The organism is Aeromonas sp. OTU364 (genome assembly GCF_038440395.1).
Taxonomy (GTDB): domain Bacteria; phylum Pseudomonadota; class Gammaproteobacteria; order Enterobacterales; family Aeromonadaceae; genus Aeromonas.
On record NZ_JASATR010000003.1, the window covers coordinates 238,933 to 254,365 of the forward strand.

13 protein-coding genes are annotated in these 15,433 nt (G+C 64.9%); 2 read left to right on the forward strand and 11 right to left on the reverse strand.

All coding sequences use genetic code 11. The features are described 5' to 3' along the window. The first annotated feature begins 71 nt into the window (after positions 1 to 71). The gene (locus AAHB08_RS05555; protein WP_342058352.1) at positions 72 to 1,193 is read left to right on the forward strand and encodes an HPP family protein; all 1,122 of its coding nucleotides are present in this window, start codon (positions 72 to 74) and stop codon (positions 1,191 to 1,193) included. 56 nt (positions 1,194 to 1,249) lie between these two features. Here the strand turns inward: AAHB08_RS05555 and AAHB08_RS05560 are convergent, their stop codons facing one another. After that, positions 1,250 to 3,181 carry an amidohydrolase gene (locus AAHB08_RS05560; RefSeq protein ID WP_342058353.1) on the reverse strand — a complete coding sequence of 644 codons (1,932 nt, stop codon included), beginning with the start codon at positions 3,179 to 3,181 and terminating at the stop codon, positions 1,250 to 1,252. Positions 3,182 to 3,363: 182 nt separating this feature from the next. Between AAHB08_RS05560 and AAHB08_RS05565 the strand changes: the two genes are divergently transcribed. Continuing rightward, positions 3,364 to 4,062, forward strand: coding sequence for a TetR/AcrR family transcriptional regulator (locus tag AAHB08_RS05565; RefSeq protein ID WP_342058354.1), 699 nt, complete (start codon positions 3,364 to 3,366; stop codon positions 4,060 to 4,062). A 54-nt stretch (positions 4,063 to 4,116) separates the two neighbouring features. Here the strand turns inward: AAHB08_RS05565 and AAHB08_RS05570 are convergent, their stop codons facing one another. From AAHB08_RS05570 to nrfA, 10 genes are all read right to left on the reverse strand, one after another. Beyond that, positions 4,117 to 5,394: a D-amino acid dehydrogenase gene (locus AAHB08_RS05570; RefSeq protein ID WP_342058355.1), complete on the reverse strand. Its 1,278-nt coding sequence runs from the start codon at positions 5,392 to 5,394 to the stop codon at positions 4,117 to 4,119. Between the two features lie 295 nt (positions 5,395 to 5,689). After that, positions 5,690 to 6,610: a D-alanyl-D-alanine endopeptidase gene (gene pbpG / locus AAHB08_RS05575; protein WP_247625982.1), complete on the reverse strand. Its 921-nt coding sequence runs from the start codon at positions 6,608 to 6,610 to the stop codon at positions 5,690 to 5,692. Positions 6,611 to 6,963: 353 nt separating this feature from the next. Further along, the gene (locus tag AAHB08_RS05580; RefSeq protein ID WP_342058356.1) at positions 6,964 to 7,416 is read right to left on the reverse strand and encodes an NUDIX hydrolase; all 453 of its coding nucleotides are present in this window, start codon (positions 7,414 to 7,416) and stop codon (positions 6,964 to 6,966) included. A 137-nt stretch (positions 7,417 to 7,553) separates the two neighbouring features. Further along, positions 7,554 to 8,735: a heme lyase NrfEFG subunit NrfF gene (gene nrfF, locus AAHB08_RS05585; RefSeq protein ID WP_342058357.1), complete on the reverse strand. Its 1,182-nt coding sequence runs from the start codon at positions 8,733 to 8,735 to the stop codon at positions 7,554 to 7,556. Further along, positions 8,732 to 9,295 carry a DsbE family thiol:disulfide interchange protein gene (locus AAHB08_RS05590; protein WP_342058358.1) on the reverse strand — a complete coding sequence of 188 codons (564 nt, stop codon included), beginning with the start codon at positions 9,293 to 9,295 and terminating at the stop codon, positions 8,732 to 8,734. Before AAHB08_RS05590 ends, nrfF begins: the two co-directional genes overlap by 4 nt. Then, the gene (nrfE, locus tag AAHB08_RS05595; protein WP_342058359.1) at positions 9,292 to 11,241 is read right to left on the reverse strand and encodes a heme lyase NrfEFG subunit NrfE; all 1,950 of its coding nucleotides are present in this window, start codon (positions 11,239 to 11,241) and stop codon (positions 9,292 to 9,294) included. The genes AAHB08_RS05590 and nrfE overlap by 4 nt, the downstream gene beginning before the upstream one ends. A gap of 297 nt (positions 11,242 to 11,538) precedes the next feature. Next, on the reverse strand, positions 11,539 to 12,492 hold the full coding sequence (gene nrfD / locus AAHB08_RS05600; RefSeq protein WP_342058360.1) for a cytochrome c nitrite reductase subunit NrfD: 954 nt from the start codon (positions 12,490 to 12,492) through the stop codon (positions 11,539 to 11,541). Between the two features lie 87 nt (positions 12,493 to 12,579). After that, complete coding sequence (gene nrfC, locus AAHB08_RS05605; RefSeq protein ID WP_342058361.1) at positions 12,580 to 13,260, reverse strand: cytochrome c nitrite reductase Fe-S protein; 681 nt, start codon at positions 13,258 to 13,260, stop codon at positions 12,580 to 12,582. Continuing rightward, positions 13,257 to 13,853, reverse strand: a complete 597-nt coding sequence (nrfB, locus tag AAHB08_RS05610) for a cytochrome c nitrite reductase pentaheme subunit (protein WP_342058362.1) — start codon at positions 13,851 to 13,853, stop codon at positions 13,257 to 13,259. The genes nrfC and nrfB overlap by 4 nt, the downstream gene beginning before the upstream one ends. Positions 13,854 to 13,904: 51 nt before the next feature. After that, complete coding sequence (gene nrfA / locus AAHB08_RS05615; protein WP_342058363.1) at positions 13,905 to 15,347, reverse strand: ammonia-forming nitrite reductase cytochrome c552 subunit; 1,443 nt, start codon at positions 15,345 to 15,347, stop codon at positions 13,905 to 13,907. Positions 15,348 to 15,433: the final 86 nt, after the last annotated feature.

Sequence of the window (15,433 nt, forward strand, 5' to 3'; positions counted from 1 at the left end):
TGTTGGTACTGGACGGGGGAACTGGCTAGAATTGCGCATTTGAAATAAATGTTATCGTCTTCGGGAGCAGGATGCAGTTCAGGGATTTTTTGCCGGTATCGACCAATACCAGCCTCAAAGAGAGTTGTTACGGCGCCCTCGGCGCCTTCGTCGGCTTGCTGGGCACCGCCCTGCTCTGCCAGTGGGGGCTGGGGCTCGAGGTACACTGGCTGATCGCCCCCATGGGGGCCTCCGCCGTGCTGCTGTTTGCCGCCCCGGCGAGCCCCCTGGCCCAGCCCTGGTCCATCCTGGTGGGCAACGGGGTCTCGGCCCTGATGGGGGTGCTGAGTGCCAGCCTGGTGCCGGACATGGCCCTTGCCTCGGCGCTGGCGGTGATGCTGGCCATCGCCGCCATGTTCCTCACCCGCAGCCTGCACCCGCCCGGCGGCGCCGTGGCCCTGACCGCCGTCATCGGCGGCGAGGGGATCCGGGCGCTGGGGGTCGGCTATGTGCTGCTGCCGGTGCTGCTCAACTCCCTGCTGTTGCTGAGCCTGGGGCTGCTCTACAACCGCGCCCTGGGGCGCCGTTATCCCAATGGCGGCAAGGTGGCGCCCAATCGTCACCAGACGGCGGATCCCCAGCCGAGCGCGCGGCTCGCCACCCAGGACATCGACTTTGCCCTGGACAAGCACGGGGAGCTGCTCGACATCAGCCGCCAGGATCTGCAGGAGCTGCTGCAGGAGGCCCAGTTGCACGCCCTGCGGGGGCGAGTGGGCACGGTGCGCTGCCAGGAGGTGATGTCGCGGGATCTGGTGGTCAGCTTCCCAGAGGCGTCCGCCATGACGGCCTGGGAGCTGCTCTCTCGCCATCAGATCAAGGCGCTACCGGTGGCGGACGAGGGGGGCCGATTGGCGGGCATCATCACCCTGCATGATCTGATGATCGACAGGGAGAGCCGCCTGCCCAGGGGGCGGGAGGCGCTCGAGCAATTGCGGGTGGCGGATCTGATGACCCGGGAGGTGCAGACGGCGCGACGCTACCAGCCCCTCTACGATCTGGTGGAAGCCTTCTCCGACGGGGGCCTGCACCACATGCCAGTGGTGGAAGGGGAGCAACTGGTGGGCATCATCACTCAGTCCGACATGGTGGCGGCGCTCTTCACCCTGGCCCTGCAACCCGGGCAGGCGGAGGAGTCGCCCGTCTGTGAGCCATAAGAATGAGCCATAAGAGTGAGCCATAAGAAGCGGGCCCCTTGTGGGGCCCGTGTCGTTCAGGGTTTGCGGTAGACGGTCTCCCCCATGAAGACCGTCTGCTCGACCCGGGTCTGGGCGATCTGCTCCGGCGTGCCGGCCTTGACCAGGGCGAACAGGTCCCGGTCCAGCACGATGAAGTCCGCCGACTTGCCCGCCTCGATGGAGCCGGTGATGTCGCCCTGACGCACCGCCCTGGCGCCATTGATGGTATAGGCGGCCAGCATCTCGGCCAGGGAAGTGCGCTGACTGGCCCTGAAGTCGTCGCCGCTGCCGGCCGCCTTCACTATGCCGGCGGCCATGTTCTCGAACGGGCGCGGATCCCGGCTGTCCACCGGGGCGTCGCTGCCCGCCACCAGCACGGCGCCGGCCTGGCGCGAACTCTCGACCGGGTAGAGAGCGTCATGGAGATAGCCCATGGGGTCGTAGATGGCCTCGCTCAGGGACTGTCCCACCCTGGTTGGCTGGATGAAGGGGCTGACCAGCATGTCGTAGGCAAGCTGGGGCGTGGTCCAGGCATAGGTGAAGGTGAGGTAGAGGCCAAGCTCGCCGAGGCGTTTCTGATCGTCCGGGTGCACCACCTGCAGGTGGGCCAGGGTGTGGGGGATGCCGCTGTTCCCGTTGCTGGCGCGGGCCGCCTCCAGGGCATCGAGGGCCACCCGGGTGCTGCGATCGCCGATGCTGTGCATGTGGATGCCAAATCCGGCCCCATCCAGCGCCGTGACGTAACGCGCCAGATCCGCCTCCTTGTAGTTGACTATGCCGTTGCTGCCCGCATCCTCGCTGTCTGCAGTGATGCTCACCTCGCCGCTGTCGGGATCCAGGGCCAGATGGGGATGATGGTAGTTCCCCAGCATGCCGGCATTGGGCAGGAAGGGGGGACTGGTGAAGGGATCCCCCTCCAGCACGCCGTCGAGGAAGATCTTGACCGCATCGGCCTTGATGAGGGGGTTGCCGGCGAAGGCGTCGCGCACCTGGTTCGCCTTGGCCAGGTGCCCGTCGATGTCCAGCTTGCCGCTGTAGTCATCCTGGTTGAAGCAGGTGGCGGCGGTGACGCGCATGTGCAGCAGATCCTGATCCTGCATCTTGAGCAGCTGCCCCCGGATAAAGTCGTTGGCGCAGGCATCCTGCACCCCGGTGATGCCGCGGGAGGCCATCAGTGTCGAGATGGCGGGGAGAATTTTGTCATACTGCGCCTGTGCCTGTTCACCCTCCGCGCTCAGCACCCCGGTGTCGGGGACCGCAATGGCGCTGCGGGCCGCGTCCCGGACCACGCCGGTTGCGAGATCCACATAGGGGATGAAGGCCTCGAACACGCCGCCCGGTGCCAGGGTGGTGGCATTGAAGCCGACCACATTGCCGTCTTCGTCCTGTGCCTGCGCCAGCGCCTGGGAGTTGTAGCCGCCCGCATGGCCGTCGACCCCGGCCAGCATCACGGGGTTGTTCGGCGCCGCCGCATCCAGGGCCGCCAGCAGGGTGGCATGGGTGGCGGTGGGGGTGTTGCCGTCATAAGGTGACCACTGGTTGACCACTAGCCACTCCCCGGGGGCCGGGGCGTAGCGGGGCAGGCACTCGCCGATCTTGGCCGCGAGCTGATCCAGGTTGACGCTCTGGCCGTCCAGATCGCACATGTCGAGCGCCACAGTGCCGAGCAGGTGGATGTGGTTGTCGTGCAGCCCAGGCAGCACCATTCTCCCTTGCAGATCCACCACCTGGGTCGCACTGTTTTGCAAGGCCTCGGCCCCAGCGCGGGAGCCCACGTAGGTGAACTTGCCCCCTTGCACCACCATGGCCTCGGCCTGGCTGCGTTGCCCATCCTGGGTGTGGATCTTGCCGTTGAGATAGAGGGTGTTGCCGGGGGGCGGTTCACTGCTGTCTTGCTGGCAGCCGAGCAGGCCGCTCACCAGCAGGGCGATGGCGCCCAGCCTGAGACGGGGGTGTTTGCTATCCATAGCGCGCTCTCCTTGGGTTAATTGCAGTTTTTACTGCAGATATGAGCACTTATGGTTATCGCAGCTATTCTGAAAAATGCCAGTGATTGCTGCACTTTTTTTGACTTGTGTTTACCTTGTCTCATCATGTAGTTATGACAACCAGTCGCCCCCTGGGGCGGATACTGCATCGGGGGAAGAGAATGTCACAACACGTGCTGCCAGCCGAACTTTGCATGCGGCGCCAACCCAGGCAGCTGCGCAGCCAGGAGGTGGCGAGCCGCATCGAGCAGGCCACCCTGGCCCTGTTGCAGGAGCAGGGGTTTGCGGCCCTCAACACCAATGCCATCGCCGCCCGCGCCGGGGTGGGCATCAAATCGCTCTACCATCTGTTTCCCAACAAGGAGGCCATCATCTGCCGGTTGGCCCTGGCCTGGCTTTCGGCGGTGTGCGAGGCGCAGGAGATCATCCGCGAGCAGGCCGACAGCTGGCCACAGACCCTGCTGATGCTGGACGAGGCGCTGGAGGCGCTGGATGAGCGCTTCGTCGGGTACGGGGCGCTGTGGCAGGCGATGGATCTCATTCCCGCCCTGCACGGGGTCGAGCAGGAGCACGAGGAGCGACAGGTCACCTTCTGGTCCGAGCGGCTGCGCCACTTTGGCTGCCGCTGGCCCGAGCCCGAGCTCACCACCCTGGTGCGCTATTTCTACCGGACCGCGGACGTGGCCAAGCAGTGCACCAAGGGGCAGGGGGAGGCGGGGGCGCAGCTGTGGCTGCTGCACAGACGCTGGAGCGAGCAGCTGATGATGGCGGCCATCGAAGAGCCGGATCCCGCCCGGGTCTGGCAGTCGATGCCGGGGCTGGCGCCGGGTGGCCCAGTCCCTGCGAAGGGGGACGAATAAAGAGAGGGAGTGCCAGGCACTCCCTCTGTTGCATCTGGCATTGCGCCCTGAGGGCTAGCCGTAGCGGGCCAGGGTGAGCCCCTCGTCGCTGATGGCGGGGGCGCTGCCCGAGATGAGATCGGCCAGCAAGCGGCCCGAGCCTGCCGCCATGGTCCAGCCCAGGGTGCCGTGGCCGGTGTTGAGCCAGAGCCCGGGGATGGGGCTGGGGCCCACCAGGGGCGTGCCGTCCGGGGTCATGGGGCGCAGCCCGGTCCAGAACTCGGCCCGGGGGAGATCTCCCCCCTCGGGGAAGAGATCCCTCACCACCATGGCCAGGGTGTCGTGGCGTCTGGGGTTGAGCGCCAGATTGAAGCCGCTGAGCTCGGCCATGCCGCCGACCCTGATCCGCTCGTCGAAGCGGGTGATGGCCACCTTGTAGGTTTCGTCGAGCACAGTGCTGCGCGGCGCCCCGGCGGCGTCCGTCATCGGCAGGGTGAGGGAGTAGCCCTTGACCGGGTAGACGGGGAGCTCTATCCCGAGTGGGCGCAGGAAGCCGGTGCCATAGCTGCCCAGGGCGCAGACGATGGCATCGGCCTGCCAGCGCCGCTCACCGGCACGGACCGCCACGGCGCGTCCCTGGGCGAGTTCTACCTCGTCGATGGGGCAGTCGAAGACGAACTCCACCCCGAGGCGCGCCGCCTCCGCCGCCAGGGCCTGGGTGAAGCGGAAGCAGTCCCCCGTCTCGTCCCCCGGCAGGCGCAGGCCCCCCACTATCTTGCCGCGTACCCGGGCCAGGGCGGGCTCCACCTCTTCACAGCCGCTGGCATCCAGCGCCTCATAGGGCACGCCGTACTCTTCCAGCACCTCGATATCCCGCTTGCTGGCCTCACACTGGGCCGTGCTTCGAAACAGCTGCAGGGTGCCAAGCTGGCGGCCTTCGTAATCCAGTGCCAGCTCGTCGCGCAGCAACTTCATGCAGTCCCGGCTGTATTCGGCCAGACGCACCATGCGCCCCTTGTTGGTGGCATAGGCCGCCGGGGTGCAGTTGGCGAACATCTTCAGCATCCAGCGCAGCTGGAAGGGATCCGAGGTGGGGCGTACCGTGAAGGGGGCGTGCTTTTGCAGCAGCCATTTGGCCGCCTTGAGCGGGATGCCCGGGGCCGCCCAGGGGGAGGCATAGCCGGGGGAGATCTGACCCGCATTGGCATGGCTGGTCTCCAGTGCCACCCCGCCGCGTCGCTCCAGCAGGGTCACCTGATGGCCCGCCTTGGCCAGATACCAGGCGCTGGCCACCCCTATCACCCCCCCCCCCAATACGACTATCTTCATCACGTCATCCTTGCCATTTAACATACCAGATTGAATCCTTCGGCAACCCGGGTCCAGCCGACCGGGGTTGCGGGCTGGGCATCACGTTATCATCGGCAGCGGGATCAGCAAATCCGCTTGCTTGAAAATGTGATTTATCACTGCGTTAACATTTATCGCCAGTGTTTCATCATCGTTTTTCATGCCTTGCTGATGTTTGCTGCTGGGAATGGAAGGGGCGATCCTTGCCATTGGCGCAAGGGCCAGGGGAGGGGCAGGAGCCAGGAGGTCGGCCACAAAAAAACCGCAGGCGAGCGGCCTGCGGTCCGGGGAGATCCGCTTATTGCGCCGAGAAGAGCTTGGGGCGCGGGGTGGACTGGGCGGTCAGGGTCATGCGGCCCGAGGTTTCCAGCCAGGTTCTGATCTTCTTGGCGTCGGCCACCCGCTCATCCGTGGTATTGGCGTGAAGCAGCACCATGACCACAGGTTCATTGTTGACCCGGGTGTCCATCACCAGGCAGCGACCCGCCTCGCGGATGTAGCCGGTCTTGGAGACCATGATGGGCCAGCTCCCTTCCCGCACCAGGCGGTTGGAGTTGTGGTACTGCATCTGGCGTTTGCCGTTGCGCACCAGTCTGTGCTCTGTGGTGGAGTACTGGCGGATCAGCGGGTAGCTGGAGGCGCTGGCCACCAGCTTGGCGAGATCGTGGGCGCTGGAGACATTGCGGGGGTTGAGCCCGGTACTGTCGGCGAAATGGGTGCTCCACATGCCGAGCATGCGGGCCTTGGCGTTCATCGCCTCGATGAAGGCGCGGCGGCCGCCGGGGTAGTGTCTCGCCAGGGCCGAGGCGGCCCGGTTTTCCGACGACATCAGGGCGATGTGCAGCATGTCGGCGCGACTGAGGCGGGAGCCTATGGCCAGGCGGGAGCCGGTGCCCTTGATCCTGTCCACATCGTCCATGGTGACGGTGAGCATCTCGTTGAGGCGCTGGTTGCCATCCAGCACCACCAGCGCCGTCATCAGCTTGGTGATAGAGGCGATCGCCATCACCCGGTTGGCGTTGCGTTCAGCCAGGATCTCCCCGGTTCTGGGATTGGCAACCACGAAGGCATCGGATCCCAGGGCGAGATTGGTGCGTGGTGCTATCAGGCTGTTGGTGGAGGAGGAGGTCGCAGAAAACGGGTTGGCATGGGCGCTTTCCATGCTGGCGGGAAGGAGGAAGGCGCCGAGCAGCAGGGGAAGAAAAGGACGAAGGTTCATGGTTTGGCTCTACTACGACTGACAGGGACATTTGGCTAAGTTATATGACGGTAATTGACGCTTCACAACGTCTGACGGCCCGATATTTCCATTTTATGGGATGGCTCACCTTGAAATAGCCGAATTCACGGCTATGGCGCCCTCTCACGGGATTCATAATGAGCCACACCTGGCGCGTACATTGGCCGGGTTCTGCCCGTCATGGGGCGCACTATATGCCCTTTCTGGCCCATCATTGCTACTCTTTTTGCGCCTTCCGGGGCGGCATCGGGTCGAACGCACCATTAATCCTCTTTGTGAAGGTGAAGAGGGGCGCCGGCAGGAGCTGCGAGGGAGCGGTCAGCCGACCCGGATCAGCGCAGCGCCACCCTCATCAGCGGCGAGGGGCGGCGCGCCACAAAATGGTGCCAGACATGGTCATAGAGCGCCTGCTGCCCGGGAAAGCTCACCAGCGCCTTGGCCTCGGTGAGCGAACACCAGCGATACTCGGTGTGCTCGTCGTTGAGAGTGACCGCTTGATTGGGCGGGCAATAGACCACAAATACCGGCACTACCTCCACCGTATTTGAAGCGCTTTCGTAAAATTGTTCCAGATAATGGGCTGTGTATAACTCGCAAACCGTGATACCCGTCTCCTCGCTAAACTCGCGCACTATGGTCTGCCAGCCGGTTTCACCCGCCTCGACCGTGCCCGCCACATGACACCAGAAGCTGCCCTTGACCCGTTTCATCACCAGCAGTTTTGTTTCGCCATCGACAGTGGAAAGGGCAACGCCGGAGACGGCCTTGCAACGAATGGGGATCATGGGAGAGGCTCCAGAAATAGGTTCAATAGACACCTATTGTTCTGCTGTCTACGGGAGGTTGGCAAGTGATTTCCTCGTCGGCGGCGCCTGTGCGGGCCAAACGTGACAGGGGCGGTCAGCCCTCATCATGAGTGCTGTCAGCCCCCCATTATTCTTGCCGTCTGGATCGCCTCAATCAGCGCGGCCCGGTTGATGCGGGGGCGCTCGCTGTCGAGCAGCTGCTGCCACAGGGCTATCGCCTGGGAGTAGCGGCCGTGCAGGAAGTGATCGGAGGCGAGCAGCATCAGGGCGCTCACTTCCCCCTTGTCCTGCTTGAGGGCGCTGCCCAGCAGGCGCTTGGCCTCGGGGGTGAGCCGCTGACCCGCCTGGTAGTAGAGCACTGTGGCTTGCGCGGCCTGGGTCGCCGCGCTGGCGCCCCCCTCCAGCAGGGCCAGACGCTGGTAGGCGAGCAGGGCGTTGTCGTACTCGTCCCGATAGAGATAGAGCTGGCCGAGCTCGGCCCAGCCGTCGAGATCGGCGGGGTTGGCTTGCAGGCGCTGGTGCAGGGCGCCGAGCGCCTTGTCCTGCAGATCCCGCGGGCTCAATCCTGCCAGCGGATCGGGGCGGGATTGATAGGCCTGCCACGCCTGGTAGCGGCCGCTGGCGGCATAAATGCCAGCCACAACGCCTAGCGCCACTATCCCGAGCAGCAACAGGGCGCGCGCGTGCCGCCCGCTGCGGCCGGGGGCCTGGGTCAGCCGCTCGCGCAGGGCCAGCTCGGCGACAGGCGTGGCATGGACAAGGTGGGCGGCGGCCAGCTCCCGATAGAGGGGATCATGGGGAGGGAGGCCAGCCTGCTCCCTTGCCATGATGAGGCGATTCAATGCGCTGCGGGGGTCTCTCTCACTCAGACTGACCCTGCCATCGGGCGGAGCGGCCTGCTCCCCTCTGGCCTTCAGGCGGCGACGAAGGAGTCTCAGCGCCAGCCCCAGCAGCAGCAGGGGCCCTCCCCACAGCAGTACCGTGCTGCCCTTGAAGGGGGGATCGTAGCGCACGAAATCGCCGAAGCGCTCCGTCATGCGGGCGATCACCTGCTCATCGCTCTGCCCTTCGTCCACCCAGCGGTAGACCTCGAGGCGCAGATCCCGGGCTATGGGGGAGTTGGACTCCACCAGGTTCTGGTTCTGGCACTGGGGGCAGCGCAGGGCGCGGGCGAGATCCTGGGCCCGGGCTTGCAACTCGGGGTGCTGGAACTGATAGGTGTCGACTCCGCTGGCAAAGGCCCCGAGGCTCAATGCCAGCAAGAGCGGCGCGATCAGGGCGTGGCCGAGACGGCTCATGGTTTACTCTCCCGTACTTGCTCCAGGCTAGGGGTTTTGCTGCGAGCCTCTGCAAGCAGGGGCGCAAACTGGCGCTGCCAGACCTCCTTGGTGAGCTCCCCCGTGTGGCGGCTGAGCAGGGTGCCATCGGCGGCAAAGAGATAGGTCTCCGGCGTGCCGTAGACGCCGAGCTCCATCGCCAGCTTGCCGTCGGGGTCGGCCAGCACGGCGCGATAAGGGTTGCCCGCCTGCGTGAGCCAGGCGCGGGCGGCATCCCCCTTGTCTCTGTAGTTGAGGCCGTAGAGGGGCACGGAGCTTGCCAGCTCACTGAGCAGCGGGTGCTCGGCGCGGCAGCTCGGGCACCAGCTGGCCCAGATGTTAAGCACGAAGGGCTCCCCCTTGAGGCTGGCGGTATGGATAAGGCCCCCATCCAGCAGGTTGTCGCTCTGCCAGGTGGGCAGGGTGCGCCCCAGGGTCGCCTCGTCCTGGCGGTAAGGATCCTTGCCAAGGCCGAGCCAGAGCAGAGCGCCGAGGCCCAGGGTGACTATCAGGGGGAGGAAGAGACGCAGGCGCGGGCTCATGGTGCCTCCTGTTGGCGCAGGGACTGCGGGATCCTGGCTGGACGGGATGCCAGCAACGGCTTGCGCCCCAGCAAACGCAGGGCGCCGCCCGCCATCATCAGCAGGCCACCGAGCCAGATCCAGCGCACCAGCGGTTTATGGTGCAGCCGCATGGCATAGGCCTCCGGCCCCATCTTCTCGCCAAGCACCACGTAGAGATCGCCAAAGAGCCCCCAGGCAATGCCGGGCTCGTTCATGTTCATGGTGCGCACGCTGTAGTGGCGTCGCTCGGGGGCCAGCCTCGCGACTTCTTTTCCCTCCTTGTACACGCTGAGAGTGATGCGCTCGGCGGTGTAGTTGGGGCCGAGCAGGGGCTCGCTCCCCTCGTAACGAAATTCATAGGCACCGAGGCGATAGGGGCGCTCAGCAGAGAGCACAGTACCTCCCTCCTGGCTGTGGTGGCTCACCTGCGCGATGCCGAGGGCGCAGACCGCCACCCCGAGGTGGGCCAGCAGGCTCCCTAGCCGGCAGGCGCTCAGGTCGCGAGTCTTGAATGAGAAATTGAGCAACAGGCTGGCAATCAGCCAGAGGCTCGCCATATTGGCGAGGATGCCGCTCCAGCCCATGGATCCCTGTTCGCGATAGCCGAGGCTGAGCAGGCCGCCCCCCAGCAGGCCGAGCAGGGGCGGGAGCAGTGTCCCAAGGGGGGAGACCCTGGCAAGGCGCTGCCAGCGCAGGCGCGGGATCTGGGTCATCAGCCCCATCAGACAGAGCGCCAGCGGCACGAAAACAGCATTGAAGTAGGGGGCACCCACCGAGAGCGACCCCAGATGGAGTGACTGGAACACCATGGGGTAGAAAGTGCCGAGCAGCACGCAGGCGCAGGCCACGCTGAGCAGCAGGATGGCAGCGCCGAGCAGCCCCTCCTTTGACCAGAAACCGAAGCGGGCATAGGGGGCGCGAATGTCCGCCCGCAGGGCAAACAGGGTGAGTGCCGTGGTCAATAGCAAACCGAGCAGCAACAAGAGGGTGAGGCCGCGGTTGGGATCCACCGCAAAGGCGTGCACCGAGGTGAGCACCCCGGAGCGCACCACGAAGGTGCCGAGCAGGCTCAGCGAAAAGGTAAAGATGGAGAGCAGCAGCACGGCGTGGCCGTAGGCGCCGCGCTTCTCGCACACCACCAGGGCGTGCAGCAGGGCGGTGCCGAGCAGCCAGGGCAGCAGGGAGGCATTCTCCACCGGATCCCAGAACCACCAGCCGCCCCAGCCCAGTTCGTAATAGGCCCACCAGGAGCCCAGCACGATACCTGCGGTGAGAAAGACCCAGGAGCCGAGCGCCCAGGGGCGGCTCCAGTGGGCCACGGCGCCATCGAGCCGGCCCGAGTGCAGCGCCGCCATGGCGAAGGCGAAGTTGACCGCAAAGCCGACATAACCGAGATAGAGCAGGGGTGGGTGGATGATGAGGCCGATGTCCTGCAGCATGGGGTTGAGATCGCGCCCCTCCAGCGGCCCCGGGAACTGGCGGTCAAAGGGGCTGGAGAAGATCAGGGTATAGAGGCCGAACAGCCCGACGATCAGCCCCATGATGGCCAATACCCGGGTGCGGATCAGCGGATCGACCCGCTTGGAGCAAAGGGCCACCAGGGCGCCCCACAGCCCCAGCGCAAAGACGAAGAAGAGCATGGAGCCCTCGTGGCCGCCCCACACGGCCGCCAGCTTGAAGCCCGTGGGCAGGGCGCTGTTGGCGTGCTGGGCCACATAGACCAGGGTGAAGTCATCGAGGCCAAAACAGCTGGCGAGCAGCAGCAGGGCGGCCCCGAGCAGGAGCGCGACCAGGAGGGCCAGCGGCTTTGCGCAGCCGAGCAGCGGGCGTGAGGCGAGCCGCAATCCCAGCCAGGGCAGCAGCCCTTGCAGCAGGGCGAGCCCGGTCGCCAGCAACAGTGAGAGATAGCCGAGCTCCGCCAGCACACAACCTCCGGTTCAATCTTTGATCTCATTCATGTCATGCCACACAGGCCGCATCGTCTCCCTTTGGCGGAGAACATTGCCAAGCAACGGGTGTGGCATCACCAGAAATTCATTGGGCCAGCAACAAGCCAGCGCCAGTCACCCGAGGGCGGCTGGCGCTGGTGTTCATACCTTTAAACCACCGTCATCTGGCCGGCATACGAGGATGACGCAGCATCAGACAGCAGCATATCCATCAGGGTCATGCTGCAAGCCGACATCGTATGGTCGCTTTTGTTACAAATCATGCACTTCCCCTCATACCACTGTCATCTGGCCGGCATAGAGCACGAAGTAGCGCAGCAGCAGTATCCCCACCAGGGTCAGGCTGCAGACCAGCACCAGATAGCCGTTTTTGGCCCGCAGCGGCGCCGGGGCCAGCAGGGCCAGCAGCTGGGGCAGCAGCATGCCGATCCCCACCACCCCGAGCCAGAACACCTGGGCCCAGAAGCCGCCGCCGATGGCGGCCCACATGGCCATCTCCTTCTGGCCGCCACCGAAGTAGAGGCCGGTAAAGAAGCAGACCAGCAGCAGCACCTCCACCGCCAGCACCGGCCGCTCGAAGCGGTGGACAAAGCTCACCCCCTGGCTGTGATGGTTCTCCTTGAACAGGGTCACCGCCAGCAAGATGGTGGAGGCGATGCCGGAGCTGACGCCGGAGACGAGGAACAGCACCGGCAGTACAGGGTTGTTCAAGAGCGGATAGGTCTTGAGCGCCGAGAGCAGAAAGCCGGTGTAGGCCCCCAGCAGCACGGCGAGCAGCAGCAGGAGCGGCGCCAGCAGGCGCTCGAAACGAGCCAGCAGGCCTATCAGCCCATCCACAAAGGCGAACTTCTCTTTCAGCAACCGGCTACGCAGGGTCTCGATCTCGGCCCGAAATACCACCCCTAGCCAGGCGAACAGCACCGCCATATAGACCTGGAACAGCATGACCCCCATGGACATCACGGAGTCGAACTGGTAGTGGAACATCAGCTTCCAGAAGGTCCAGGGGCGGGCCAGATGGAAGATGAGGATGAGTAACCCCAGGATCACGCTCGCGGGCGCCAGCAGGGCTGTCGCCTTGATAATGCCGCTCTCGCTGCCGGCCCCCTGGCGGCGCAACAGCACCGAGAGGGTGGTGGCCCCGGCGGAGATGCCGAGCAGGAACAGGTAGATGGCGATGGGCCAGTCCCACACCAGCGAGGGAAAGTGAAATGCGTCATACCACATGATCCATTCCTCCTTCTGTTACTGCAGTAGATGGCGATGGGGCAAATCCCCAGACAAGGGAGGGGAAGTGAAATGCCGCTTGCATGGTCATGACGTTATCTCCCCTTTGGGCACGCGGTACATCTTGGGCGAGGTGCCGAGCGCCTGCTTGTAGCGATAGGTGGTCTCCTTCACCAGCCGTTTGGCGATGGGGCTGTCCGGGTCATCCAGATTGCCGAACACCAGCGCTTTGGTGGGGCAGGAGGCCACGCAGGCCGGCTCCTTGCCCGCCGCCAGGTTGGTCTTGCGGCAAAAGTCGCACTTGTCGGCAACCTTGGTCACAGGGTTGATAAAGCGCACCTGATAGGGGCAGGCGGCCAGACAATACATGCAGCCGACGCAGAGATCCGGGTTGACGTCGACGATGCCATCCTCCTTGCGGATATGGGAGGCACCGGTCGGGCAGACGTGCACGCAGGGGGCGTTGTCGCAGTGCTGGCAGGACTTGCGAAAGAAGCGGTAGTCGGCATCGGGAAATTCTCCGATGGGGCCGGAGCGGATGATTTCGAGGCGCGAGACCCCTTCCGGCACCTTGTTCACCTCCCGGCAGGCATCCATGCAGGCGGTGCAGCCGATGCAGGCCGTCTCGTCATGGAGCATGCCGTAGCGCACCCCGTCTATGGTCTGGCTGTGGGCGAGGCTGGCAGCGCCGGCGCGCACCGGGCCCGTCATCATGATGAGGGCCCCCGCGCCCATCCCCGCCATGAAGTCACGACGAGAGCAGCTCATGGTGCCTCCTTGCCCGCATTGACCTGCAGGCCGACCGCCTTGGCTTGATGCTGCTTGCTGTGGCAGTCGACGCAGAGCTTGATGCGGGACTTCTCCGGAATCGCCACCATGGGTTCCCTGGCCGGGTGTAGCTGGTGGCAGCTGGTGCAGCTGAGTTTGGTGGCGTGCACGTCGTGGGCCCAGAGCGCCTCGCGCAGGGGCCCCGGCTCGTGACAGCTCATGCAGACCCCGTTCTGCTCGGCGATGGGGTAGCTCTCGGTGCTCTGCTTGTTGTTGAAGCTGTCGCTAAAGCGCATCACGTCCTTGACCCCTTCCCGGTGCTGGGGGGAGGGCTGGCCATGGCAGTTGGTGCAGGTCACCGGTGCCAGGTTGTTGGGATTGGTCGCCTGGCCATGCTTGCCGTGCATCCCCTCGCTCTGCTCCTTGTGGCAGTCGGTACAGGCCTTGTCGGGGCTGCGCAAGAACGCCACGTCATGTGTCGCGGGCAGGGCCGCAGGGGCGCTCGTCGCCTCGGCGGCCTGGCCCTGCAGGCTGGTGAGCAGCATGGCTGCCATCAGCATCAGTCGTAAGAAATCCATCGTTAAATCACCCATAGGAAGCCTCCATCCATTGCGAGCCCGGCTAGGCCGGGCTCGCAGGCGCCATTACTGTGCCAGCCGTCCGGCCGCTTTGGCCTCGGCATCCCAGGCGGGGACTGTGGTCTTGAGGAACTGGGCCTTGTCGCTGTTCATCTGTTTCATGTCCATGCCAAGGGCGGCCTGGGCCTTCTCCTTGCTGGAGATGTCAGGAATGGCGATCTCGTGGCTGATCCCTTTGGCCGCCAGCAGGCGAGCCAGCCTGGTGCGGGCGTCGGCGGCCTTGTCCAGGGCGGTACCCAGCATGCGCAGCGCCACTTCCGGTGCGTGCATCTGCACCCCGTGGGAGGCGATGGAGAAGTCCCAGCGCCATTGGGCGTGGCGGATGTCCTGCTGAATGTCCTTCATCTCGGCTTCGGTGGCGCCGGCATCCCAGGCCGCCTTGGCTTCAAAGTGGGCGTGCACCAGCTGCTTCTCGACTCTGAGCTTGAGATCGTGAACCGCATCCTTGCGCTGCTGGACTATGCCTTGCAGCATCTCCTTGCTCTGGGTGTGGCAGTTGCGGCAGGTCTGATCGAAGCGATCGAAGGGGTTGCCCACCTTGTGATCCGTGTAGACCTTGCCCTGCTCGTTCTGCACCTTGGGCATGTGGCAGTCGACGCAGGCGACGTTGTTCTGGCCGTGGATGCCGGCGCGCCAGGTCTCATATTCCGGATGCTGGGCTTTGAGCATGGGGGTCTTGGAGAGGGCGTGGGTCCAGTCGGCGAAACCGATCTCGTCGTAGTACTCTTCCATCTGCTCAACAGTCGTGCCCTTGTCCCAGGGGAATTTCACCGCCTTGGTGGGGCCGCTGAAGTAGTACTCCACGTGGCACTGGCCGCACACCTGGGACTGCTGATCGAAACGCCCCTGCTCCTTGAACGGCTTGCCGATGGCGGTCATGGCGCGGTCGGCATAGGGACGGGAGAGGTGCAGGGCAGGTTTCCCTTCCTTGAATTCTTTCGAGGCGGTGTCGTGGCAGTCGGCGCAGCCTATGGTGTTGACTATCTCGGGTCCGCCTTTTGCCCACATCCCCTTGAAGTAGCCATCCTCGCCTTTTTCATTGATGACGCGGGCCACGTCCGGGCCCTTGCAGCTCCAGCAGGCCATGGGTAGGGGGCCATCCTCGGCGCTCTTGGGAGCGCCGGTGCGCAGGGTTTCCCGCACGTCGGTCAGCGCATAGAAGTGACCGCGCGGCTTGTTGTAATCCTTGGAGAAGGGGTAGCCGGCCCAGAGCACCACCATCTGCGGATCGTCCGCCAGGGCGTCGGTGCGCTCCTTGCTCTCGCTGGTGCCTTTCCAGCTGCTGAACTGATCGGCGTGATCCTTGGCGAACAGCTCGCTGCGCGCCTCTATCTTGCCCTCGGGGGCGGCCTCGTCTGCCTGCGCCAGCATGCTGGTGCCGAGCAGGGCCGTCAGCAGCAGGGTGGCCAGACCCGGCCGAAATGGCTTGTTATGTGAACCCACGGTCATCACTCCCAGATAAAATGTCCATGCCGAGCCTGACCGTTCCATCTTGGTGCGTGGACATCTGTGCCCATGGTTATGGGCATGGCAGG

What these genes read in the sequence shown, in the direction of transcription:
- AAHB08_RS05555 (WP_342058352.1), top strand. Translation starts at nt 72, where the DNA reads ATGCAGTTCAGGGATTTTTTGCCGGTATCGACCAATACCAGCCTCAAA.
- AAHB08_RS05560 (WP_342058353.1), bottom strand. Translation starts at nt 3,181, where the DNA reads ATGGATAGCAAACACCCCCGTCTCAGGCTGGGCGCCATCGCCCTGCTG.
- AAHB08_RS05565 (WP_342058354.1), top strand. Translation starts at nt 3,364, where the DNA reads ATGTCACAACACGTGCTGCCAGCCGAACTTTGCATGCGGCGCCAACCC.
- AAHB08_RS05570 (WP_342058355.1), bottom strand. Translation starts at nt 5,394, where the DNA reads ATGTTAAATGGCAAGGATGACGTGATGAAGATAGTCGTATTGGGGGGG.
- pbpG (WP_247625982.1), bottom strand. Translation starts at nt 6,610, where the DNA reads ATGAACCTTCGTCCTTTTCTTCCCCTGCTGCTCGGCGCCTTCCTCCTT.
- AAHB08_RS05580 (WP_342058356.1), bottom strand. Translation starts at nt 7,416, where the DNA reads ATGATCCCCATTCGTTGCAAGGCCGTCTCCGGCGTTGCCCTTTCCACT.
- nrfF (WP_342058357.1), bottom strand. Translation starts at nt 8,735, where the DNA reads ATGAGCCGTCTCGGCCACGCCCTGATCGCGCCGCTCTTGCTGGCATTG.
- AAHB08_RS05590 (WP_342058358.1), bottom strand. Translation starts at nt 9,295, where the DNA reads ATGAGCCCGCGCCTGCGTCTCTTCCTCCCCCTGATAGTCACCCTGGGC.
- nrfD (WP_342058360.1), bottom strand. Translation starts at nt 12,492, where the DNA reads ATGTGGTATGACGCATTTCACTTTCCCTCGCTGGTGTGGGACTGGCCC.
- nrfC (WP_342058361.1), bottom strand. Translation starts at nt 13,260, where the DNA reads ATGAGCTGCTCTCGTCGTGACTTCATGGCGGGGATGGGCGCGGGGGCC.
- nrfB (WP_342058362.1), bottom strand. Translation starts at nt 13,853, where the DNA reads ATGGGTGATTTAACGATGGATTTCTTACGACTGATGCTGATGGCAGCC.
- nrfA (WP_342058363.1), bottom strand. Translation starts at nt 15,347, where the DNA reads ATGACCGTGGGTTCACATAACAAGCCATTTCGGCCGGGTCTGGCCACC.